15 protein-coding genes, 2 tRNA genes and 3 rRNA genes are annotated in these 23,703 nt (G+C 55.3%); 11 read left to right on the top strand and 9 right to left on the bottom strand.

Going from position 1 to position 23,703, the window contains the following annotated elements:
* The first annotated feature begins 80 nt into the window (after positions 1-80).
* The 11 genes from MDG893_RS15715 (at position 81) to rrf (ending at position 11,422) form a co-directional block, all read left to right on the top strand.
* Positions 81-1,409 carry a cobyrinic acid a,c-diamide synthase CobB gene (locus MDG893_RS15715; RefSeq protein WP_040474676.1) on the top strand — a complete coding sequence of 443 codons (1,329 nt, stop codon included), beginning with the start codon at positions 81-83 and terminating at the stop codon, positions 1,407-1,409.
* A complete protein-coding gene (gene cobO, locus MDG893_RS15710; RefSeq protein ID WP_007154796.1) occupies positions 1,402-2,013 on the top strand; it encodes a cob(I)yrinic acid a,c-diamide adenosyltransferase in 612 nt (203 codons plus the stop codon). The genes MDG893_RS15715 and cobO overlap by 8 nt, the downstream gene beginning before the upstream one ends.
* 15 nt (positions 2,014-2,028) lie before the next feature.
* On the top strand, positions 2,029-3,534 hold the full coding sequence (locus MDG893_RS15705) for a cobyric acid synthase (RefSeq protein WP_007154795.1): 1,506 nt from the start codon (positions 2,029-2,031) through the stop codon (positions 3,532-3,534).
* The gene (gene bluB, locus MDG893_RS15700; protein WP_007154794.1) at positions 3,506-4,228 is read left to right on the top strand and encodes a 5,6-dimethylbenzimidazole synthase; all 723 of its coding nucleotides are present in this window, start codon (positions 3,506-3,508) and stop codon (positions 4,226-4,228) included. The genes MDG893_RS15705 and bluB overlap by 29 nt, the downstream gene beginning before the upstream one ends.
* A gap of 33 nt (positions 4,229-4,261) precedes the next feature.
* Positions 4,262-4,444, top strand: coding sequence for a DUF1289 domain-containing protein (locus tag MDG893_RS15695; protein ID WP_007154793.1), 183 nt, complete (start codon positions 4,262-4,264; stop codon positions 4,442-4,444).
* 37 nt (positions 4,445-4,481) lie between these two features.
* Positions 4,482-5,672: a formate-dependent phosphoribosylglycinamide formyltransferase gene (purT, locus tag MDG893_RS15690; RefSeq protein WP_007154792.1), complete on the top strand. Its 1,191-nt coding sequence runs from the start codon at positions 4,482-4,484 to the stop codon at positions 5,670-5,672.
* A gap of 369 nt (positions 5,673-6,041) precedes the next feature.
* Positions 6,042-7,581, top strand: a 16S ribosomal RNA gene (locus MDG893_RS15685).
* Between the two features lie 111 nt (positions 7,582-7,692).
* A tRNA-Ile gene (locus MDG893_RS15680) sits at positions 7,693-7,769 on the top strand.
* Positions 7,770-7,865: 96 nt separating this feature from the next.
* Positions 7,866-7,941 (top strand) — tRNA-Ala (locus MDG893_RS15675).
* 361 nt (positions 7,942-8,302) lie between these two features.
* Positions 8,303-11,198, top strand: a 23S ribosomal RNA gene (locus tag MDG893_RS15670).
* A 108-nt stretch (positions 11,199-11,306) separates the two neighbouring features.
* Positions 11,307-11,422: ribosomal RNA gene (gene rrf, locus MDG893_RS15665) — 5S ribosomal RNA — on the top strand.
* Together the 16S, 23S and 5S rRNA genes with 2 tRNA genes alongside form the textbook arrangement of a ribosomal RNA operon.
* 42 nt (positions 11,423-11,464) lie before the next feature.
* Here the strand turns inward: rrf and MDG893_RS15660 are convergent.
* The 9 genes from MDG893_RS15660 to MDG893_RS15620 all read right to left on the bottom strand — a co-directional run bounded on the left by MDG893_RS15660 (position 11,465) and on the right by MDG893_RS15620 (position 23,658).
* Entirely contained in the window at positions 11,465-12,208 is a 744-nt protein-coding gene (locus MDG893_RS15660; RefSeq protein ID WP_007154791.1) for a response regulator, read from the bottom strand.
* Positions 12,209-12,241: 33 nt separating this feature from the next.
* The gene (locus MDG893_RS15655) at positions 12,242-12,958 is read right to left on the bottom strand and encodes a sensor histidine kinase (protein ID WP_007154790.1); all 717 of its coding nucleotides are present in this window, start codon (positions 12,956-12,958) and stop codon (positions 12,242-12,244) included.
* Positions 12,955-14,595 carry a tetratricopeptide repeat-containing response regulator gene (locus MDG893_RS15650; protein WP_007154789.1) on the bottom strand — a complete coding sequence of 547 codons (1,641 nt, stop codon included), beginning with the start codon at positions 14,593-14,595 and terminating at the stop codon, positions 12,955-12,957. The genes MDG893_RS15655 and MDG893_RS15650 overlap by 4 nt, the downstream gene beginning before the upstream one ends.
* Positions 14,592-18,110 (bottom strand): hybrid sensor histidine kinase/response regulator, encoded by a 3,519-nt coding sequence (locus MDG893_RS15645; RefSeq protein WP_007154788.1) that lies wholly within the window; start codon positions 18,108-18,110, stop codon positions 14,592-14,594. Before MDG893_RS15645 ends, MDG893_RS15650 begins: the two co-directional genes overlap by 4 nt.
* Before the next feature lie 52 nt (positions 18,111-18,162).
* The gene (locus tag MDG893_RS15640; protein ID WP_007154787.1) at positions 18,163-18,669 is read right to left on the bottom strand and encodes a hypothetical protein; all 507 of its coding nucleotides are present in this window, start codon (positions 18,667-18,669) and stop codon (positions 18,163-18,165) included.
* Positions 18,670-18,767: 98 nt separating this feature from the next.
* A complete protein-coding gene (locus tag MDG893_RS15635; RefSeq protein WP_007154786.1) occupies positions 18,768-20,534 on the bottom strand; it encodes a sodium:solute symporter family protein in 1,767 nt (588 codons plus the stop codon).
* Between the two features lie 6 nt (positions 20,535-20,540).
* Positions 20,541-20,804: a DUF4212 domain-containing protein gene (locus tag MDG893_RS15630; RefSeq protein WP_007154785.1), complete on the bottom strand. Its 264-nt coding sequence runs from the start codon at positions 20,802-20,804 to the stop codon at positions 20,541-20,543.
* A gap of 209 nt (positions 20,805-21,013) precedes the next feature.
* Complete coding sequence (locus tag MDG893_RS15625) at positions 21,014-21,724, bottom strand: 3'-5' exonuclease (RefSeq protein WP_007154784.1); 711 nt, start codon at positions 21,722-21,724, stop codon at positions 21,014-21,016.
* A gap of 17 nt (positions 21,725-21,741) precedes the next feature.
* On the bottom strand, positions 21,742-23,658 hold the full coding sequence (locus tag MDG893_RS15620) for a putative nucleotidyltransferase substrate binding domain-containing protein (RefSeq protein WP_007154783.1): 1,917 nt from the start codon (positions 23,656-23,658) through the stop codon (positions 21,742-21,744).
* Between the last annotated feature and the right edge of the window lie 45 nt (positions 23,659-23,703).

Raw genomic sequence — 23,703 nt, 5'->3', positions numbered from 1 at the left:
CAGGGATGTATTTACAGCGTGTCCCGGACGGGATGGCCCCACCACTGCGTACTCCCATATTTCCCGACAAGGTGGCATTGATGAAAGCAACCGTACCAGCCGCAATGATTACCGCACCAGGTTCTGGCCAGGGGAAATCCATGGTGACTGCAGCACTGGCGAGATTGCATAGAAATGCCGGACGAAAGGTACGGGTGTTCAAGCACGGCCCGGATTACCTGGATCCGATGGTGCTGGAAGTCGCATCCGGACAGCCGGTGTACCAGTTACATCCGTGGATGACGGGCGAGGACGAGTGTCGCTGGCGTCTGGTGGAAGCCGCGCAGGATGCCGACCTTATTCTGGTGGAAGGATCAATGGGATTGTTTGATGGTGACCCTTCCAGTGCGGACCTCGCCAAGCTGATGGGTATTCCCGCTCTGCCGGTCATTGATGCCCGCGGAATGGCTCAGACCTTTGGAGCGGTGGCTCTGGGGTTATCGAAATTCGACTCCGCGCTTCCGATTTATCAGGTGATTGCCAACCGCATCGGCAGCCCCCGCCATGGGGCTATGCTGCGGGAGAGCCTGCCTGAAGGCATCAGTCTGCTAGGGGCAATTCCCCGAAACGAGGCCATGAGTCTCCCAAACCGGCATCTTGGGTTGGTTCAGGCCGGCGAGTTGGGCGATCTGGAGCAGCGCCTGGACTCCGCTGCTGGCGTCCTTGCCGAAGCTGGGCTGGACGGCCTGCCGCTTCCCGTGACGCTGGAGGCTGCCCCCCCGGAGTCCCCGCCACCGTTGCTTGAGGGCGTTCGCATCGCCATTGCCCGGGACGCAGCGCTGAGTTTTATTTACCGCGCCAATCTGGACCTGTTGCAGGCGATGGGGGCAAAACTGTCTTTTTTCTCCCCGCTGACAGATTCAGCATTGCCAGACGCCGACGCCCTCTGGTTACCAGGCGGGTACCCGGAACTTCATGGTGCCACTCTGGCCGGTAACCGTCCGATGCTGGAGGCTATTCGCAACCACTACAGCGCCGGTAAACCCATGCTGGCCGAGTGTGGCGGGTTAATGACCTGTGTGGATGAACTGGCGGACCACGACGGAGAGATCCACAACCTGCTCGGAATTATCCCGGGTCGAGCCAGTATGGCCGGCCGCCTGCAGGCGCTGGGTCTGCAGAGCCTTAATGCCGAGCAAGGGCAGTTGCGGGGCCATACCTATCATCACTCGCGACTGGAAACTGACTGGCACCCGCTGGCCCGAACCCGCAAGGTTGCGGGTGCAGAGGCCGAGCCGGTGTATTGCCGGAACGGTCTGGTGGCCAGCTATTTCCACGGTTATTTTCCCTCCGCCCCGGAACTGGTGGCCGAAATTTTTCGCGGGCAAGCCATTCGCCCGCTTACTGACAAGGAGCCTGATCATGCGTGAACGCGCCAAAGACCCAGAACGCCATGCTCGCCGCATGGACGCAAAGCAGAAAATTATGCAGGAGCGCATCGCCCGAGCCCAGAAGGAGCAGGGTGTGTTGCTGGTGCTGACCGGCCCCGGCAAGGGCAAGAGCAGTTCCGGGTTTGGCATGGTGGCCCGGGCACTCGGCCATGGCATGAAGGTTGGCATTGTGCAATTCATCAAAGGCGCATTCAGCACCGGTGAAGAAGCGTTCTTCCGCGAATTGCCCAACGTGAGTTATCACGTGATGGGCCAGGGCTATACCTGGGATACCAAGAACCGGGAGCAGGACGTGGAGGCAGCCAATGCCGCCTGGGATGTGGCCGCCAACATGTTGAAAGACGACAGCTACGACCTGGTCCTGCTGGACGAACTCAACATCGCCCTGAAGTACGACTATATTGATCTCGACCGTGTTCTGGACGACCTCCAGGGCCGCCCGGAGATGCAGCATGTGGTAGTGACCGGTCGGTCGGCACCACAGGAACTGGTGGACCTGGCGGACACTGTCACGGAAATGGGCGTGGTGAAGCATGCCTTCAAGGACCAGGGTGTGAAAGCCCAGAAAGGTGTCGAGCTGTAACAGAGGCGGCTACCCATGACCACGTTGATGATACAGGGAACGACTTCCGATGCCGGCAAAACGACGGTCGTCGCCGCCCTGTGTCGGTGGCTGGCGCGGCAGGGTGTTTCCGTAGCGCCTTTCAAACCCCAGAACATGGCCCTGAACAGTGCGGTTACCGTCGACGGCGGTGAAATAGGCCGTTCCACGGCACTTCAGGCACTGGCCTGCGGGCTCGCCCCGCATAGCGATATGAATCCGGTGTTGCTCAAGCCCCAGAGTGACTGCGGTGCCCAGGTAATCCTGCGAGGCAAGGTTCACGGCAATATGGACGCTCTGGATTACCATGCCTACAAGGCCGAGGCGATGGCCTCTGTGATGGAGGCATGGCGTGACCTGAGTGCCCGCTATGACGTAATCATTGCCGAAGGGGCTGGTAGCCCCGCCGAGATCAACTTGCGTGCGAATGATATTGCCAACATGGGCTTCGCCGAAGCGGCCGATTGCCCAGTGCTCCTCGTCGGCGATATTGACAAGGGTGGTGTATTTGCCCAACTGGTGGGCACGCTTGAACTCATCACCGAGAGCGAACGAGCGCGCACGAAAGGCTTCGTTATCAACCGTTTTCGGGGCGATATTGCCTTGTTGAAGCCAGGCCTTGATTGGTTGGTCGAACGCACTGATAAAACCGTAGCTGGCGTATTGCCGTATTTGCACGGTCTGGTGATTGATGCAGAAGACAGCGTCGGCACCAGTGGCACCAGCGAGCCTGGTGCATTGAATGTGATCGTCCCGGTGTTGCCCCGCATCAGCAACCACAATGATTTCGACCCACTGCGTCTTCATCCTGGTGTCAATCTCCAGTTTATCGGTCCTGACCAGCCGATTCCGCCGGCGGATCTGATCCTGTTGCCGGGCAGCAAGAGCACCCGGCATGATCTTCAATGGCTGAGATCCCAGGGTTGGCCGGAGGCCATCCGGAAACACCTCCGTTACGGCGGCAAAGTGTTTGGCATCTGCGGCGGCTTCCAGATGATGGGCCGGGAGGTATCGGACCCGGACGGCCTGGAAGGAGATGCCGGCACCACGCTGGGCCTTGAATTGCTGAATATGACGACACGGATGGTTTCCGGAAAAACGCTGAAGGATGTTTCCGGAGAGTTAATACTTGGAATTGGAAGGGCGAGGTTCACGGGCTATGAGATGCACAACGGTGTTTCCCGCGGCCCCGCACTTGAGCGCCCAATGGCGACGCTGAATGGACAGCCTGAAGGCGCAGTGAGTGAAGACGATCAGATAATAGGTACCTATGTCCACGGTATTTTCGATCAGCCAGAAGCGGCCAGCGAAATACTGGAATGGGCGGGCTTGGGAACCCAACATCAGGCCGTAGACTACAAGGCACACCGTCTGGAGCAGCTGGATCGTCTGGCGGATCTCGTTGAAGAGTGTCTGGACACAGAGTTCCTGAAGCATCTGCTGGGACTCAATGGGCGGCATTTAGAGGCAAAGAATGACAGACAACAAAACTCACCAACCTGACCAGAATCGCCCCTTCAGTGATGAAGAAACGAGTGGGCTTTATCGTGCTATCCACGAGCGCCGTGACGTACGCTCGCAGTTTCTTCCTGATCCGATTCCCCCGGAGGTCCTTGCCCGACTGCTTGACGCAGCCCACCATGCGCCGTCCGTCGGTTTTATGCAGCCGTGGGATTTTCTCGTGATTGATAGCAAGGCTGTGCGCCGCGCGGTACTTGGCATTTTTGAGGAAGAGAACAAGAAAGCTGCGGAAAATTATGAAGGCGAGCGGAATGCGCAGTATAAAAACCTGAAGCTTCAGGGCATTCTGGAAAGCCCTGTCAATCTATGCATCACCTGCGACCGAAGCCGTGGAGGAACTCATGTGCTGGGGCGTAACTCAATTGTCGAAACGGACCTGTTCAGTACCTGCCTGGCTGTGCAGAACTTCTGGCTGGCAGCCAGGGCAGAGGGAATTGGTGTGGGCTGGGTCAGTATCCTGGATCAGGAAAAACTGGCGAAGACACTGAAACTTCCCGAACACGTGTATCCGTTGGCCTATCTGTGCCTGGGCTTCGTTAGTGAGTTTCTCGCCCAGCCTGAGCTTGAGAAGAAAGGGTGGCGCTCGCGTTTGCCCCTGTCCGACCTGGTGCATGGGAGCACCTGGGGAGCTCCCCTGACAGAGCAGGCGTTAGAAGCTGAGATCAGGAAAGGTTAAAGTAATGGTCAAGACGTCAGGTGAGGTTGTGTGATGAAAGTGGCTGATAAGGTGCGCTCGCCCTGTGTGAGTATTTGCGCCCTTGATGACAACGACATGTGTGTTGGGTGCCATCGCAGTGGTGATGAAATCACGCGGTGGTCCCAGATGAGCAATGAAGAGCGCCAGGAAGTGCTGCGCAAAGTGGCCGAGCGTGAAAGCAAATTTTTGATCTAGGTCGTTGACCTCCGATACCAGCAAGGCAGAAGCTTCCATGACTGACACAGTTCGTATTGGTACTCCGCTGAAAGACAATGCTTTCAGGGTTCTCTTTTGTGGCTCGGGAGAGCTGGGTAAGGAAGTTGTGATTGAACTCCAGCGCTTTGGTGTGGAGGTTATCGCAGTTGACCGTTACGCCAACGCTCCGGCCATGCAGGTTGCCCACCGGAGTCACGTTGTCGATATGCTCGATGGTGCTGCCTTACGCAGCATTATTGAAGCGGAAAAGCCGAACCTCATCGTGCCCGAGATTGAGGCGATTGCTACCCCGGAGTTGGTGAAGCTCGAGCAGGAAGGCTATCGGGTGATTCCCACCGCAAGAGCCGTCAATCTAACCATGAACCGGGAAGGTATCCGTCGCCTGGCCGCCGAAGAGCTCGGGCTTGCAACGTCGCCCTATCGATTTGCCGAGTCGAAAGAAGAGTATCTTGCGGCCGTCGAAGCCATCGGAATGCCTCTGGTGGTGAAGCCCGTTATGAGTTCCTCAGGAAAAGGGCAGAGCACGGTCAAGTCCGCCGATGATATTGAGGCCGCCTGGGATTATGCCCAGACCGGTGGTCGAGCCGGCAAGGGCAGGGTGATTGTCGAAGGGTTTGTGGATTTTGACTACGAAATTACCTTGCTAACCGTGAAACACCGCGACGGTATTTCATTCTGTGATCCTATTGGGCACCATCAGGAAGACGGTGATTACCGTGAGTCCTGGCAGCCGCAACCAATGAGTGACAAGGCGCTGGCCCGTTCAAAGGAAATTGCGGAAGCGGTTGCCAGTAACCTGGGTGGCTATGGAGTGTATGGTGTGGAGCTGTTCGTGAAAGGCGACGACGTATGGTTTTCCGAAGTGTCGCCACGTCCTCACGACACGGGGTTGGTGACCCTGGTTTCCCAGGATCTGTCGGAGTTTGCCTTGCACGCGCGCGCCATCCTCGGGTTGCCGATACCAGCGATCCGTCAACAGGGCCCGTCAGCCTCCGCAGTGATATTGCCAGAGGGCGATTCGGATGCGGTCGCCTATTCAGGGCTTGAAAAAGCGTTGGCTCAACCTGACATATTTCTTAGGCTCTTTGGGAAACCTGAATTGAAGGGGCGGCGGAGAATGGGTGTCGCCCTTGCGTCCGGCAGCTCAATAGCCGAGGCCAGGGAGAAAGCAGCCCAGGCAGCGGCCGCCGTGAAAACCGAGCTTTGACGATAAATCGTCAGGTTTCCTGAAAAAGTTATAACGAACCGTTGACAGTCCGAGTGAGCTCTGTAGAATACGCATCTCTTTCGAGGGGCACGCCGCTAAGGCGGGCCAGAAATTGAAAGACAACCGTTTGAATTAATTGAAGATTTCGAGTTTTAAAATTCTTCAGAAAGCGGTTGACAAGGCAGCGATTCGATGTAGAATACGCCACCTTGATCGGGCAAGCCCCGAACGCTCTTTAAAAAGTTAACCAAGTAATTCGTGTGGGCGCTGGCCGAGGTATTTCGGACACGAAATATCAGGACAGTGACTCGTCGAAATTGAGTTTTGTCTTGAGCAAGAATAGAGGATCTTCGGATTCTTGTATGATTTAAACTGAAGAGTTTGATCATGGCTCAGATTGAACGCTGGCGGCAGGCTTAACACATGCAAGTCGAGCGGTAACAGGGGGAGCTTGCTCCCCGCTGACGAGCGGCGGACGGGTGAGTAATGCATAGGAAACTGCCCAGTAGTGGGGGATAGCCCGGGGAAACCCGGATTAATACCGCATACGCCCTTTGGGGGAAAGCAGGGGATCTTCGGACCTTGCGCTATTGGATGTGCCTATGTCGGATTAGCTAGTTGGTGGGGTAAGAGCCTACCAAGGCGACGATCCGTAGCTGGTCTGAGAGGATGATCAGCCACATCGGGACTGAGACACGGCCCGAACTCCTACGGGAGGCAGCAGTGGGGAATATTGGACAATGGGGGCAACCCTGATCCAGCCATGCCGCGTGTGTGAAGAAGGCTTTCGGGTTGTAAAGCACTTTCAGTGAGGAGGAAAACCTTACGACTAATACTCGTGAGGCTTGACGTTACTCACAGAAGAAGCACCGGCTAACTCCGTGCCAGCAGCCGCGGTAATACGGAGGGTGCAAGCGTTAATCGGAATTACTGGGCGTAAAGCGCGCGTAGGTGGTTTGATAAGCGAGATGTGAAAGCCCCGGGCTCAACCTGGGAACGGCATTTCGAACTGTCAGGCTAGAGTATGGTAGAGGAGTGTGGAATTTCCTGTGTAGCGGTGAAATGCGTAGATATAGGAAGGAACACCAGTGGCGAAGGCGGCACTCTGGACCAATACTGACACTGAGGTGCGAAAGCGTGGGGAGCAAACAGGATTAGATACCCTGGTAGTCCACGCTGTAAACGATGTCTACTAGCCGTTGGGACTCTTGAAGTCTTAGTGGCGCAGCTAACGCACTAAGTAGACCGCCTGGGGAGTACGGCCGCAAGGTTAAAACTCAAATGAATTGACGGGGGCCCGCACAAGCGGTGGAGCATGTGGTTTAATTCGACGCAACGCGAAGAACCTTACCTGGCCTTGACATGCAGAGAACTTTCCAGAGATGGATTGGTGCCTTCGGGAACTCTGACACAGGTGCTGCATGGCCGTCGTCAGCTCGTGTCGTGAGATGTTGGGTTAAGTCCCGTAACGAGCGCAACCCCTATCCCTAGTTGCTAGCAGTTCGGCTGAGAACTCTAGGGAGACTGCCGGTGACAAACCGGAGGAAGGTGGGGATGACGTCAGGTCATCATGGCCCTTACGGCCAGGGCTACACACGTGCTACAATGGTGCGTACAGAGGGCTGCAAACCCGCGAGGGGGAGCTAATCTCACAAAACGCATCGTAGTCCGGATCGGAGTCTGCAACTCGACTCCGTGAAGTCGGAATCGCTAGTAATCGCGAATCAGAATGTCGCGGTGAATACGTTCCCGGGCCTTGTACACACCGCCCGTCACACCATGGGAGTGGATTGCACCAGAAGTGGTTAGTCTAACCTTCGGGAGGACGATCACCACGGTGTGGTTCATGACTGGGGTGAAGTCGTAACAAGGTAGCCGTAGGGGAACCTGCGGCTGGATCACCTCCTTAAACGAAGCCGAATGCTTCGGTCAGAGTCCACACGAATTACTTGGTTGGCTTAAGAAGAGAGCAAAGGGTCTATGCAGGCCCGACTTGGCTTGTTTGAGGACAAGCAAAACCGGGTCTGTAGCTCAGGTGGTTAGAGCGCACCCCTGATAAGGGTGAGGTCGGTGGTTCAAGTCCACCCAGACCCACCAGAATTTCGCTGCTCGTCGTTGTGTCCGGACTTGCATAGCAGGCTATGCGGCGCCCGAACACGCCTAGATCAGCAAAATTCTTGTAGATGGCTTTTAGGGGCTGTAGCTCAGTTGGGAGAGCGCCTGCCTTGCACGCAGGAGGTCAGCGGTTCGATCCCGCTCAGCTCCACCAATACCTGGACCGATCGATGAATGCCTGGCTTCGGTCAGTGTACAGAAACAAGTTTTTCAGTGTTATGACTCGAATAAGGGTTGTGGCTGAAGGCCTTCTTTCTGATCACTGGGTCAGATTTGCTCTTTAACAAATTGGACGAGATAGAACACGAGTGTATTTCTCTCATTATCTCCGAGAGGAATAGATTCAATGTGATAGCGATTTCAAGCGTTATCCGGTGTTGTCGTTGAAGTGGTTGTATATGACTTCGAGCGACTGTCTCTGAATCTCATCTCTGAATGAGAGGGTTGTGTTCACTTCGGTGGGGACGATGTTCTTGTTGAGTGTGAGGCACAGATCAGTTGTCTTGGGGTTATATAGTCAAGCAACTAAGCGCATACGGTGGATGCCTTGGCAGTCAGAGGCGATGAAAGACGTGGAAGCCTGCGATAAGGCTCGGGGAGCTGGCAAACAAGCTGTGATCCGGGCATCTCTGAATGGGGAAACCCACCGGTCTTCGGACCGGTACCGTACAGTGAATACATAGCTGTGCGGGGCGAACTCGGGGAACTGAAACATCTAAGTACCCGAAGGAAAAGAAATCAACCGAGATTCCCTCAGTAGCGGCGAGCGAACGGGGACCAGCCCTTAAGCTGGACAACTGGTAGGAGAAGGCCCTGGAAAGAGCCGCCATAGTGGGTGATAGCCCCGTATCCGAAACCTGAGTCCAGTGAAATCGAGTAGGACGGGACACGAGACATCCTGTCTGAACATGGGGGGACCATCCTCCAAGGCTAAATACTCCTGACTGACCGATAGTGAACCAGTACCGTGAGGGAAAGGCGAAAAGAACCCCTGTGAGGGGAGTGAAATAGATCCTGAAACCGTATGCGTACAAGCAGTCGGAGCGGACTTGTTCCGTGACGGCGTACCTTTTGTATAATGGGTCAGCGACTTATGTTCAGTGGCGAGGTTAACCGTTTAGGGGAGCCGTAGGGAAACCGAGTCTGAATAGGGCGATTTAGTCGCTGGGCATAGACCCGAAACCGGGCGATCTATCCATGAGCAGGTTGAAGGTTGAGTAACATCAACTGGAGGACCGAACCCACTGTCGTTGAAAAGCCAGGGGATGACTTGTGGATCGGAGTGAAAGGCTAATCAAGCCCGGAGATAGCTGGTTCTCCCCGAAAGCTATTTAGGTAGCGCCTCGGACGAATACCACAGGGGGTAGAGCACTGTTTCGGCTAGGGGGTCATCCCGACTTACCAACCCGATGCAAACTCCGAATACCTGTGAGTACTATCCGGGAGACACACGGTGGGTGCTAACGTCCATCGTGAAGAGGGAAACAACCCAGACCGCCAGCTAAGGTCCCCAAATACCAGTTAAGTGGGAAACGATGTGGGAAGGCTCAGACAGCTAGGAGGTTGGCTTAGAAGCAGCCATCCTTTAAAGAAAGCGTAATAGCTCACTAGTCGAGTCGGCCTGCGCGGAAGATGTAACGGGGCTCAAACTGGTTACCGAAGCTGCGGCTGTGCACGCAAGTGCACGGGGTAGGGGAGCGTTCTGTAAGCCTGCGAAGGTGTGTCGAGAGGCATGCTGGAGGTATCAGAAGTGCGAATGCTGACATGAGTAACGACAATGGGGGTGAAAAACCCCCACGCCGGAAGACCAAGGGTTCCTGCGCAACGCTAATCGGCGCAGGGTGAGTCGGCCCCTAAGGCGAGACCGAAAGGTGTAGTCGATGGGAAACGGATTAATATTTCCGTACCTTGGATAGCTGCGATGGAGAGACGGAGAAGGCTAGGTGAGCCGGGCGACGGTTGTCCCGGTTTAAGCATGTAGGCAGTGGGATTAGGCAAATCCGGTCCCACAATGCCGAGACGCGACGACGACTGCCCTTTAAGGGCGGGAAGTCATTGATGCCCTGCTTCCAGGAAAATCTTCTAAGCTTCAGGCTATTCGAGACCGTACCCCAAACCGACACAGGTGGTCAGGTAGAGAATACCAAGGCGCTTGAGAGAACTCGGGTAAAGGAACTAGGCAAAATGGTGCCGTAACTTCGGGAGAAGGCACGCCGGTGGTATGTGACGCCCTTCGCGGGTTGAGCAGAAGCCGGTCGAAGATACCAGGCCCCTGCGACTGTTTATTAAAAACACAGCACTGTGCAAACACGAAAGTGGACGTATACGGTGTGACGCCTGCCCGGTGCCGGAAGGTTAATTGATGGGGTTAGCGCTTGCGCGAAGCTCTTGATCGAAGCCCCGGTAAACGGCGGCCGTAACTATAACGGTCCTAAGGTAGCGAAATTCCTTGTCGGGTAAGTTCCGACCTGCACGAATGGCGTAACGATGGGGGCGCTGTCTCTACCCGAGACTCAGTGAAATTGAAATCGCCGTGAAGATGCGGTGTATCCGCGGCTAGACGGAAAGACCCCGTGAACCTTTACTATAGCTTCACAGTGAACTTTGAGCATGTTTGTGTAGGATAGCTGGGAGGCTTTGAAACCATCACGCCAGTGATGGTGGAGCCAACCTTGAAATACCAGCCTGACCTGTTTGAGGTTCTAACTTCGTCCCCTTATCGGGGATAAGGACACTGTGTGGTGGGTAGTTTGACTGGGGCGGTCTCCTCCCAAAGCGTAACGGAGGAGCACAAAGGTGGGCTAAGCATGGTCGGACATCATGCGGTTAGTGTAATGGCACAAGCCCGCTTAACTGCGAGACAGACACGTCGAGCAGGTACGAAAGTAGGTCATAGTGATCCGGTGGTTCTGTATGGAAGGGCCATCGCTCAACGGATAAAAGGTACTCCGGGGATAACAGGCTGATACCGCCCAAGAGTTCACATCGACGGCGGTGTTTGGCACCTCGATGTCGGCTCATCACATCCTGGGGCTGAAGCCGGTCCCAAGGGTATGGCTGTTCGCCATTTAAAGTGGTACGCGAGCTGGGTTTAGAACGTCGTGAGACAGTTCGGTCCCTATCTGCCGTGGACGTTGGAGATTTGAGGAAAGCTGCTCCTAGTACGAGAGGACCGGAGTGGACGAACCGCTGGTGTTCGGGTTGTGTCGCCAGACGCATTGCCCGGTAGCTATGTTCGGACAGGATAACCGCTGAAAGCATCTAAGCGGGAAGCCCCTTCCAAGATGAGATCTCCCTGGACCCTTGAGGTCCCTGAAGAGCCGTTCAAGACCAGGACGTTGATAGGTCGGGTGTGTAAGCGCTGCGAGGCGTTGAGCTAACCGATACTAATTGCTCGTGCGGCTTGACTATATAACACCCAAGACAATTGCGGATGACGCAAGAGCAGGCGAGAGCCACGCTCAAACGAAATCACCATCACACCGTTCTACCTCGTCCACCCAGTGATCAACCGTTTTGCCTGACGACCATAGCGGTCTGGAACCACCTGATCCCATCCCGAACTCAGCCGTGAAACAGACCAGCGCCGATGGTAGTGTGGCTTCTGCCCATGTGAGAGTAGGTCATCGTCAGGCTCTTAATACCAAAACCCCCGCGGCTTCGCCGACGGGGGTTTTTTATTGCCTGCTCACTTCCTCGAGTTCGACCAGACTACCCACGATTTCCTGCATAACGGCCAGTTGTCCGTTCAGGCTTTCAAGCAAGATCGACAGGTCTCTCAATTCCAGACTAAAGAAGAGAACGATACCTGCAAGGCCTGCGATACTGCCAATCGCCAGCCACTTCAGTCGGTTGCGCTGCCTATCAAGGCCTTCCTGATGCATGGCTTCCAATAGGGCAACACTTTTGCGCAGCTGCCTAAGTTCGTCGTGGGTTTCTTCATAGGCGATCTCCAGGGTGGCGAGCCGTCCTGTCAGTCGTCTTGTGTAGCTTTGTTCGAGAAGTTCGCCGGTGTTGTTTTCGATTGGTGACAGACTAGGGAAGGTGGAGGCATCAGTCAGGATAGCCTCGATAGTGGTAAGGAGTTGCTCCCGATCAACTTGTTTTCCAATCACACCGGCGGCACCACGGGCTTTGGCATCCTGACGATAACGCTCCGCGCTTTGCGATGTGTACATGAAAACCGGGATATGCCGTAGCTCAGAGTCTGCCTTGATCACGTCCAAGGCTTCCAAGCCGTTCATTCCGGGCAAGAGGTGGTCCAGGAAAACCAGATCGAAGGCCTCTTCACGTAACTGTGTGAGGCCTTCCTCGGCGCTGGCGACGCCTCTTGTGGTCAGGTCGGCGCGTTCCAGCAGGCGGGCCAGGATGATACGTGCCGTCGACGAATCATCGACAATTAATGCGTGACCTCGAGCCATTGTTTCCCTTCCTGAAGTATTGGCTGTGTTCCATCATGGCAGCCAGATCTCGAATACGCCACCGCTCAGCCGGCCATCATTGTGGAGCTTGATATATCCGTGGCGGTCACCGTTGCTATGAAGCTGGGCAACCGATGATGCGAAGAACAACCCAAGACCGGTGCTTCCATTGTTGAAGTTCAGGGATTTGAAGCTGGGAGTTCCATTGTGCTGCATGTTTTCCGGGTATCCGTTGCCGTCATCTTCCACGCCAATCACCAGAAACTCATCGTGCATCGCTGCTGTCAGTTTGATCATACTCTTGGTGTACCGGATGGCGTTGTTGATGGTGTTATTGAGTACGCCGGTCAGCAGGTCCTCATCGAAGAAGCCATTGATTTCATCGGATTCGATTGCCAGCTTGATCCCCATCCCCTCAAGAAGCGGTGTATGGCGAGCCATTTGCTGAGCCAGGAAGTCCGGAACGAAGTGTTCCTCAACATGGGCGGACAGGTTGTTTTCGCCAAGCCTGTAGATGCCCAGTAACTGCACCAGATCGTTGTGCATGCGTTCGGCTTCATATTGCAAGGTGTTGAAACGTGCAGAGTCGCCGACGGTCTCTGCCTGCTCCTGACGAAGTTCATCCAGGGAGTTCAGCAACATGCCCAGCGAATTTTTCATGTCGTGGACGGCAGACGCCAACACCATTGAAAAGTCGATGCTCTGTGTACTTTGGGGGTGGCTCAACTGCTCATGATCATTGGTGGTCATGACATCATTCCCTCCAGTTTCTTGCGCAAAGAGATCAGGCGTCGGTGTTGGCGATGCTGCTCTGGCAGATCAACGAGTTTTTCCAGGCATCTTTCACAGCGTTTCAAGAGCTCACGATCACCCGTCGTATCCTGATGTTGCTTCATCAATACCTGTACCAGGTTCAAGTTGAGAGCCGCGTGGGAGGGCACGATATCCAGTGCCCGGTTGAATGTGGTCACGGCCTCTTCCAGATTGCCTGCTTCGAACGCCTTGATGCCATCACGGTTCAGCGACCGGGCTTGAAGCTTTTGTCGGAAGCCCACCGGTTCATCGAGCAAACTCTCGATTTTCTGCAATAGCAGAGGGTTGTCACTGCAACGAATGGCAAGGGCATTGAGCAGGCCCTTGGCGTCTTTCTCCCGGCCCAGGCGGAACAGCGTCTTGGCGTAGTCAAGGCAGGCGTCGGGATGCATCAGATCAGGATCGAGTTCGTCCGCAATGCTGTCCAGAGCGCTTTGGGCTTCATTCATTCGGTCCTGGCCGGCATGAACCCGGGACTGGATAATTCGGCTCCTCAGCTTGATATCCTCTTGCCCGGCAAACCGCTTTTCCATGCGTCGGAGTATGGTCAGAGCTTCGTCCGCGTGGGCAGCGGCCTCACTTGACGAATCCCCTTCGCTGAGATCAGACAGTGACTGGCCCAATGCAAGATAGTGTTCGGAGTTGTCGTGTATTGAGTAGGTGCCAAGGCTGACGGTTTGTCGCCAGGCTTTGGACGCTGTTGGCATGTCCTGATTGGACGAGGCAAGGGTGGCCAGGTGTTTGTGTCGTAGCAGCGCGTTGGGGGAGTGCTCTGCCGCCTTCTCAAGAATCTGTTGGGCCTGGGTGGGCCGGCCCTGTTTTTCGAGAGCCTCGGCAAGAAGGTCATACGCTTCCATGTAATCCGGATGTTGTGACACCAGCTCTTTCAGGGTTGCTGCCGCGTCATCGTAGTTCTGGTTGGCGATCAGGATTTTGCCACGACCAAGCCTTGCCCAGGAAAGATCGCGCTGGCTCAGTACGTCGTCATGGATCTTCAGGGCGTGGCTGAAGTCTCCAACCTGGTAATAGAGGTCGGCCAGCGTTTTCATCAGCCAGGTCTTGTAGCGGGGCTGTGAGGGTAGCGTCTGCAGGCAGAGAGAAATGGCTTCGGGGAAATTTTCCCGATCGATCTCCCGGTTGATGGGGAGCAGGGCATTGCGTTGTGCGATAAGGCCACCCAATCGCTTTTCAAGCATGGCGCGGTTGATAGGCTTGGTGAGGTAGCCGTCAGGTTGGTATTCCCGGGCGCCCATTACCATTTCCTTGGAGGTTTCGGCGGTCACCATCAGAAACAGCGAAGAACGTTTCAGGAGCTTCTTGTGCCGGAGCTCCTCGAGTATATGTTGGCCGTTCTTGCCTTCACCCAGGTTGTAGTCGCAAAGCACCACGTCTACATGGTTATAGGCACAGTATTGGACGGCAGCGGAGGCGTTGGCGACCGATTCAATCTTGTCGGCGCCGCAATTCCGCAATATTTGCCGCATGGACAATCTAAAATTCTCGAAGTCGTCGACGACCAGGTAACTGAGTTTCCCGAAGCTGGCACCGATGGCGTTGGTAGTGGGTTCGGTCATGACCGTTTCTGTTTCAGCAACTTGTTAACCAGTGCTCGTAATGCCGCTGGCTTTACCGGCTTATAAAGGATCTGATATCCCCTGCTGATCGCATCCTCCCTGACGTCGGGAGCCATATAGCCGGTAATGAGTATGCCAGGTATATCATTGCTGATCTCGTCCCTCAATGAATCCATGGCATCGAGCCCATTCCGGTTATCGTCCAGTTGGTAGTCGGCCAATATGATGTCCGGTTTCGTGCCGTTCAGCTTGTCCCGAGCATCCTCCAGGCTTTCCGCGGTCGTCACGTCACAGTGCCAGTTGTCCAGCAGGGCACTCATGCCATGGAGGATGGCCGGATCATTGTCGATACAGACCACGTGAAGGCCTCCCAGGCTTGATACGCGCCGCGAGGCGGGTGCATGTTTGGTGGTGTTCTGATCGCTGCGCTCGGCCGGCGCAACTGGCACGGTGATGCTGAATACGCTGCCGAGTCCCTGAACCGACTGCACGTTCACCGGGTGATTCAGCATGCCACAGATGCGGTCGACAATCGCGAGCCCGAGACCAAGGCCCTTTTTGTCCCGGCCCTGCTGAAAACGACGGAATTCCTCGAAGATGTGAGTAAGCTGGTCTTCCGGAATACCCGGCCCGGTATCCCATACCTCAATGCGGATATACCCCTTCAGGCGCCGACAGCCCAGCAGGATTTTCCCGCTTGGGGTGTAACGAATGGCGTTGGAAAGAAAATTCTGGATCACGCGCCGCAGCAGTTTCGAGTCTGACCGCACCCAGGCGCTGCTTGGGACGACATGAAGATCCAGGCCCTGGTCTTTTGCGATGGCTGAGAAGTCGGTTGCCAGGTGCCGCATGATTTCGTTGACCGGAAACACACCGATATCCGGTTCCAGTGCACCGGCGTCCAGCTTCGAGATGTCCAATAGGGTGCTGATGATTTCTTCGGCGGCGCCCAGCGAGCTGTCAATGTGGTCCACCAGTTCGGTCATTTCAGGGTCCCTGGCTTTTCCCGCCAGAGCGGACGTGAACAGCCGCGCGGCATTCAGGGGTTGGAGAAGGTCATGGCTTGCTGACGCCAGAAAGCGGGTTTTGCTCTGGTTGGCCTGTTCAGCCACGGATTTTGCCTTGAGCATCTGCTCGTTAATCACCTGAAGCTCCTGGGTGCGTTCCTTGACGCGCTGCTCCAGGTAGATATTGGTTTCTTTCAGAGCCTGCTCGGTCCTCCGCATTGCGGTGATGTCCTGGAAGGTGGTTACGTAACCACCACCGGGAATCGGGCTGCCGTCAATCCTCAGTACAGTGCCGTCCGGGCGTTGACGCTCGTAGGACATCGGCCGACCCTCGCGCATGCTGGCGCAGCGATCAGCAATGACCTCGTCGATTCGTCTCGCTGGCAGATTGGCACTGGTCAGGTTGTACCGCATCAGGTCCTCCACCGGCCGGCCGACCCTGACGAAGCCTTTCGGGTAGCTGAATTGCTCCAGGTAGCGATGGTTCCACACCACCAACTGTTGTTGATGGTTGACGACGGAAACGCCCAGGCTGATGTTCTCTATTGCCGATTGCAGCAATTCCCGGCTGAAGGTCATGGCTTGCGAGGCTTCGTCGACGATGCTGACAACGTCCTCTATCTGCATGTCCCGCCCGGTAAGCGTGGACTCCAGTACCACACGAGCCGTGGACGCCCCGATCACTGACGCCAGTTGCCGCTCAATGAATTTCATCAGGTGTGACGAAGCCGGCCTATGAGGGTGCAGGCGAATGGCATTGCGCCGCTCGTAGTTGCGGAAGATGGCTTCGGCCCGCTCTTCCCCCATGAAACGGTCGGAGATTGCCTGCAGGTCAGAGGTCATGATCTCGCCCTGCCAGCTCTGTTGCTGCGGCGTCTCCGCTCTCGGTTGGGGATCGTGGAAGAACGAGGCGATCTGGATCTTTTCCCGCACCCGTTGTCGGGTCAGCATGGAGAGAACGATGTAGGTAACGGTGTTGATGCCCAGGCTCCAGATAATACCGTGGCTGGTCTGATCAAGTTCAGAACCGAAAAGTGCCGTGGGCCTTGTCCAGCTAATACCCCAAACGCCATGATCAATCAGGGTATCGCTCAACCAGCCGGTGGATGCCAGGGCGGGCAACAGCAGGGTATAGCACCACATCAGGAAACCGAGGCCAAGGCCCCAGACAGCGCCGGTATGGTTGCCCTTGCGCCAGAGAATACCGCCGACCAGTGCCGGCCCGAACTGGGCCGCTGCGGCGAATGAGAGCAGCCCAAAGGCTGTGAGACTGTAATCTGCACCTGCCATGCGATAGAAACCGTAGGCAGTGAGCAACACCACGAAGATAGCAACCCGTCGAATGCTGAGTAGCAGGTAGCTGAGATCCGAGCGTTTGTTCATGCGTGGGCGGAAGAACTTCAGCAGCGCCGGCATGATGATTTCGTTGCTGACCATGGTTGCGATGGCGACTGAACAGACGATGACCATTGCTGCAGCCGCTGATCCACCGCCCAGAAATGCCAGGATGGCGAGCCATTGCTCCCCGGCCAGAATTGGCAGGTTCAGGATCAGAATGTCGGGATCGGATGCGCTGGCCTCCGGGGATAACAAGCCAGCGGCTGCAATAGGTAGGACAAAGGCGCTGGCGATAATCAGGTAAATCGGCATCGCCCAGCGGGCGGTTTCAAAATCCCGGTGGTCGGTGTTCTCCACCACCATGACGTGAAATTGTCGCGGCAGGCAGATGATGGCCAGCATCGCCACCAGGGTCTGAGTAATGAAGGCCGGAGCCTCAATACTGTCGGTGGTCAGGGTGCCAACCAGTCCAGCATCGCGGACGTTGCTCCAAAGATCTCCGAACCCGCCGTAAAGCCCCCAACCTACGAACAGCCCAACCGCCACGAACGCGACGATCTTTATGAGCGATTCAAAAGCAATAGCCTGGATCATGCCCCGGTGGTGCTCGGTGGATTCGAGATGGCGGGTACCGAAGAGCACGGTAAACACGGCAAGCACAAGAGTAATGTACCAGGCGGAATCGTTCCATGCGGCGGGGCTTAGTTCGGTATACGACGTGCCTGAATCGGAAAGTACATTGAAACCCATGGAGATTGCTTTGAGCTGAAGCGCTATGTAGGGAACGCTGCCAACAAGCGCAAACACAGCAACCATTGCGGCAAGGGACTGAGACTTGCCATAGCGGGAGGCAATAAAGTCTGCAATGGAGGTGCTGTTATTGCGTTTGCTGATAAAAATAATTCGGCGAAGAAGAGGCGCGCCAAACACGAAAACCAGCAGTGGGCCCAAGTAGATGGGCAGGAACCCCAGACCCTCCTGGGTTGCGCGGCCTACGGCGCCATAGAAGGTCCAGGACGTGAAATAAACCGCGAGGGATAGAGCATAGATATGGGTTCTGGCCCATCGCCGCCGGTACAGCCCGGGATGCCTGTCGCCGGCCCAGGCAATAATAAAAAGAATCGAAATGTAGGTGATGGAAATTAAAACCAGCAACCAGGCACTAATCATAATTCGCTCTTTTTATTCTACCCGGGGTTCTCGGGGGCGGTTGGGGTTATCGTCACTCGCCGCAAACGGTATTCAACAGTTTGTCCTGCAGGCCCAATTTTTTCATGTTATCAAGCCTTGGGGTTCCGTCTGAACCCAGCGGTACAAGTTCGCGGGTATTACAGTTAAGTATATGAACCCGATGGGAGACAGCGTCGGTCATTTTTTGTTCGAACCGATACAGGGTGAATCGCACTACATTTGAGTTTGAGGCAGTTTCACTGATGCTTTTGGTATCCACTGTCGAGAAAGCGTTGATGTAAGGGAAGAAAAACGTCCATGGGCGCCAGAGTATGCCGTTACTCTCCGTATCCACAATGACAGCCTCTTCGGGCATCAGGGACTGTTTCTGTTCAAACCAGGTGTACTCGGTATAAATGAGATACCCCAGCATGCCGGCTCCGGCAAATACCGGGATGATCCACTTTGGCGCCAGGTTACGGGTCGCGGCCCGAATACCAAGTGCAATACCTGCGGCGCCCAGGCCGCAAAAGGCGGTAGCGACAAACGTCCAGAACATAAAAAGGGTTTCCTTAAAAAAGAACGGGCTCCCTCTCAGAGGAAGCCCGTTCATCATCAACCTTCTAATTCATTCAATGAATCAGGCTGATTCGTTGCTTAGTGGTCGTGAGCCTGACTCGCACCACGTGGGTAGCGGACGCTTTCAACCAGTTCCTGAATCTCAACGGGCGGTTCTTCAGTTGCGTTGGACACAATGAAGGCTACCGCAAAGTTGACGATAGCACCAATGGCACCGATAGACAGCGGCGAAATGCCCAGAACCCAGTTTTCCGGAGTGTCTGCCAGATTATTGGTGCCTGGAATGAACAGCCAGCCTTTGTACACAAAAATGTACGAGAGGGTAAAGGCCAGGCCGGTCAGCATACCGGCGATCGCGCCAACATTGTTAACCCGCTTTGAGAAGATACCCATCATCAGTGCCGGGAACAGCGAGGCTGCCGCAATACCGAACGCCAATGCCACTACCTGTGCTGCGAACCCCGGGGGATTGGCGCCAAGATAGGTGGCTACCACTATGGCAACGGCCATGGAAATACGGGCGGCCATCAACTCGCCTTTCTCCGTGATATTGGGGTTAATCGAGCCTTTGATCAGGTCGTGACTGACTGCCGACGATATCGCTAGCAACAGACCGGCCGCCGTCGACAGGGCTGCTGCCAGACCACCGGCAGCGATCAGGCCGATAACCCATCCTGGCAGGTTGGCGATTTCCGGGTTGGCCAGTACCAGGATATCCCGGTTAACGACAAGCTCGTTGCCTTCCCAGCCACGAGACTGAGCCGTGCTTTCAAATTCTGGCGAGTCGTTGTACAGCTGGATACGACCGTCTTCGTTCTTGTCGGTGAACTGAATCAGTCCGGTTACTTCCCACTCTCTGATCCAGTTAGGACGCTCATCGTACTGGATCGGCTCTGCTTGTGTGCCTTCCGGGTAGATGGTCGTCATCAGGTTCAAACGAGCCATAGAAGCAACGGCAGGCGCAGTCAGGTAAAGCAGGGCGATGAAAACAAGCGCCCAGCCTGCAGACCAGCGTGCATCAGCCACTTTTGGCACAGTGAAGAACCGGATAATAACGTGGGGCAGGCCAGCGGTACCGATCATCAGGGTCAGGGTGAACAGAACCATGTTCAGTTTGTTGTCCACATCAGCAGTGTACTCGTTGAAGCCGAGATCCGTGATGACCTGATTCAGTTTGTCCAGAATTGGCATGCCGGAATCCACGTGAGTGGAAAACAGACCAAGTGGAGGCAGGGCGTTACCGGTCAACTGCAGGGAGATGAAGACAGCAGGAATGGTGTACGCAGTAATCAGTACGCAGTACTGAGCAACCTGAGTGTAGGTAATACCTTTCATGCCGCCGAGCACGGCGTAAACAAATACCACGATGGCAGCGATAATCAGACCCATGGTGGCGTCTACTTCCAGGAAGCGAGAGAAGGCTACGCCGGCACCAGCCATTTGACCGATAACGTAGGTCACGGACGCTACAATCAGACAGATAACCGCTACAAGGCGGGCATTCTTGCTGTAGAAGCGGTCACCGATAAACTCGGGAACCGTAAACTTGCCGAACTTACGCAGGTAAGGTGCAAGAAGCATGGCCAGCAGAACGTAGCCGCCAGTCCAGCCCATAAGGAACGTAGAGTTGGCATAACCACCGGCGGCAATCAGGCCCGCCATGGAAATGAAGGATGCCGCAGACATCCAGTCAGCACCGATCGCCGCACCGTTGGTGATCGGGTGAACACCGCCGCCGGCAACGTAGAAGTCACTGGTGCTACCGGCCTTCGCCCAAATGGCGATACCGATATAGAGGGCGAATGAGCCGCCCACAAATAATAGGTTAATGGCAAATTGACTCATTCGAACTTACTCCTCATGCACGTCAAATTTTTCATCGAGCTTGTTCATCCGCCAGGCGTAATGGAAGATCAACGCGATGAAAGTAAGGATCGAACCCTGCTGGGCAAACCAGAAGCCCAGGTCGGTTCCGCCAATGGGAATTCCGGCAAGCATGGGGCGAAGCAGTATCGCAAACCCATAAGACACGAGGGCCCAGACAATGAGGCTCCCGAATATAAGGCGTAAGTTTGCCTTCCAGTAGTTCACAGCATCGTAGTCATGACCTGACATAGGATCACTCCTGTGTTGTTGTTGTGGAGGTTGGGTGGGTTTTCTGTGAAGTGTTGGTTGTAGAGAAATTATTATTCATATAGTTCTTCTCCGACGTGATGTCCTAATCGACTTTACCCGTCAAGGGATAGATAGATATTGGCAAAAGGTCTAATTCTCAGTGATTTGTGGAATAAAACGTCAGCAAACGCGACACAGTTCCGGGGGCTTTAGCCTTGCCGATGGATGTTCTTCAGTTGTCGGTAGTACTTCAGTTTGTCATTGAAGTCACGCAAGCTGACGACACCGTTTTTTTGTGCCTTATTGATGACTGCGAGGGTTAACTCAGCGGTCACCATGGCATCGGCAGCGGCATGATGGCGGGCGCTGACTTCGAGGTCGAAAAAATCGGCCCAGTTGTCCAGTCCTTTGCCACCGGTTTTGGAGTTGGGGTAGTAGGCAGGAAGCATTTCGGCGACATCGAGCCAGGTGTGGGGCTGGGTGTATCCCAGTGTTTGCTTTAGGGCCTTTTCGAGGAATTTCTGGTCAAAGGCCGAATGGTAGGCAAGGATAGGGTCGCCGTTCATCCATTCCAGCAGATGGAGCAATGCGTCTTCCGTCTCATGCCCCTGGGTTAGGGCTTCCGGTCCGATACCGTGGATGAGTACTGTCTCGCTGATATCCAGCTCCGGGCGGCGCAGGATCAGATCAAACTGGTCGCTCAGATCAATGGCGTTGTGTCGGATGGCGACCGCGCCAATGGCGATGACATTGTCTTTTGCCGGGTTAAGACCCGTGGTTTCCAGATCAAGTACGATCAGCCGGCAGTCTGACAAGCGCTGGTCTCCAGCGGTTTTTGGCGTTGGCAAGTGTTCACGGTCGTGACCACCGGTGCTGCCGGCCTTGCGCCGTTCGATCCAGTCTTTGATCTGCTCCAGCATAACAGTTGACCCGGTTTTCAGAGTTGGTAGGTGATTTCCAGTTTCTGTTGCAGGCGTTGTGCCTGGCGGAAGGATTCGCGAAGAATCCGGCGGTCCAGCGGGTTAAGGTCGTCCGGGTTTATATAATTGGACAGGGGGTCGCCCCGGTCCAGCATCTCCTGGTGGGCCCTCATCCGAATAGCCTGTATCAGGCTGTAGGCCTCCTGCCAGGCGTTGGCGTCTTTGGTGTCAAAGACACCTTTTATAGCTAGTTGTTGCATGCGCTCCAATGTGTTGGCGGTGCCAACACTATTGGCGAGAGCAAACACCCGCACGGCTTCCACAAAAGGAGCAAGTCCCTGGCGCTTCAGGTCCAGTGTGTTTTTCTTACCATCCGGGGCATAACGGAAGTTGCGGAACATGGTCAGGGGAGGTTTGCGGGTAATGGCGTTGCCCGCCAGCATCTTCTGGAACAGGTCATTCTTGCGTATGCGTGTGAGCACTTTATCCAGCAACGCTTCCAGTGGTTCCATCGGCCCGAATACCGCTCGCATGTCGAGGAAAATGGATGAGTACACCAGATTCTGAGGGGTTGAGGCATCAATAAAACGGGCAAACCAGTCATCCCACTCCCTGCCGCTAAGGCACAGTTTGGGATTGCTGGCCATGATATTACCCTTGCAGAGGGTAAAGCCGCATTCGGCCAGTTCCTCGTTGACGGTTTCTGCAAAGGGCAACAGTTTCTCCCTGACCTGTTGTTCGGTCATCCCCTCAGGTGTCTGGAACAGAATGCCGTTATCCTGATCCGTTAGCAGGGTTTGTTCCTGCCGGCCTTCACTTCCAAATGTCAGCCAGGTGAAAGGGATGCCAGGATCGTTCTTCTTGATGTTCAGTTCCAGGACCCGTCTTACGGTGACATCATTCAAGGTGGTAATGATTTTTACCACCTGGCCGGAATCGGCGCCATGAGCGAGCATGGCGTCCACCAGCCGGGACACATCCTTGCGGAGGCTCACCAGGGTGCGGAGATGGCTGGCAGTACCAATGGTCCTGGCAAGGTTGACCAGATCAACCCGCTGAAGTGAAAACAGATCACGCTCGGATACCATGCCAATCAGTCGGTGGTCGTCATCCACCACGCAGATGTGGGCGAAGTGATGCTCTGCCATCAGCATGGCGGCTTCAAATGCATCTGCGTTGGCCGTCAGGCAGCAGGGGTTCCTGGTCATGACCTGGCCGATGGGCGTATCAAGGGGGCCTTTCTCCTCAGCCACCATGGTGCGCAGGTCCCTAAGGGTGAATATGCCCGTGGGATGCCGTTTGTCATCGGTAATCACGATGCTACCGACACTGTTCTCGTGCATGCGCGCAACCGCTTTGCGGACCGGCAGGTCTGGTGAACAGACGATAGGGTTACGAATCGCATAGCGTTCCAGTGGGGTATCCAGCGAGTTACTGGAACCAATGGAGGCCATGGCGCCGGTTTGTATGCGCTGGTTCACCTGATCGAGCAGGCTACTGACACCGCGCAGGCAGAAATCGCGAAAGGGGTCACTCTGCGAGAACAGCATGACAAAGGTATCGTGTTCAATGCTCAGGCAGAAGGTGTCTCCGGAGGCACGATGCAGAGTGCGGGTGGGGCGTTCACCAATCAGTGCGGCCAATGGAAAACATTCGCCCTGGCTTATTTCAAACGTGGTTTCGGTTTCTCCGTCCTTGTCTCGCTCCCGTTCGCCGCGAATGCGGCCCTGTTTGACCACGTAGAACCGTTGAACCGGGCCATCATCAGGTGACAGTACCACATCGCCATCGGCGTAGAATCTCAGCGAGGCGTGCTCGGCATAATGGGCCAGATGTGCATCGTCCATGTTTGAAAAAGGCGAATGCTCCCGCAGAAATGCCATGATGGCACGGGTATTCTGAGGACGGGCACTGTCTTGCGATGAGGCAGTCATAATCGCGGTCCGTTGTCGTGCTTATGAGCCTGAAGTGTAGACCAA

Origin of the sequence: Marinobacter algicola DG893 (assembly GCF_000170835.1) — a bacterium.
Lineage (GTDB): Bacteria > Pseudomonadota > Gammaproteobacteria > Pseudomonadales > Oleiphilaceae > Marinobacter > Marinobacter algicola.
Note: the sequence above shows the minus strand (reverse complement) of the source record. Positions and strands in the feature narration are given on the sequence as shown.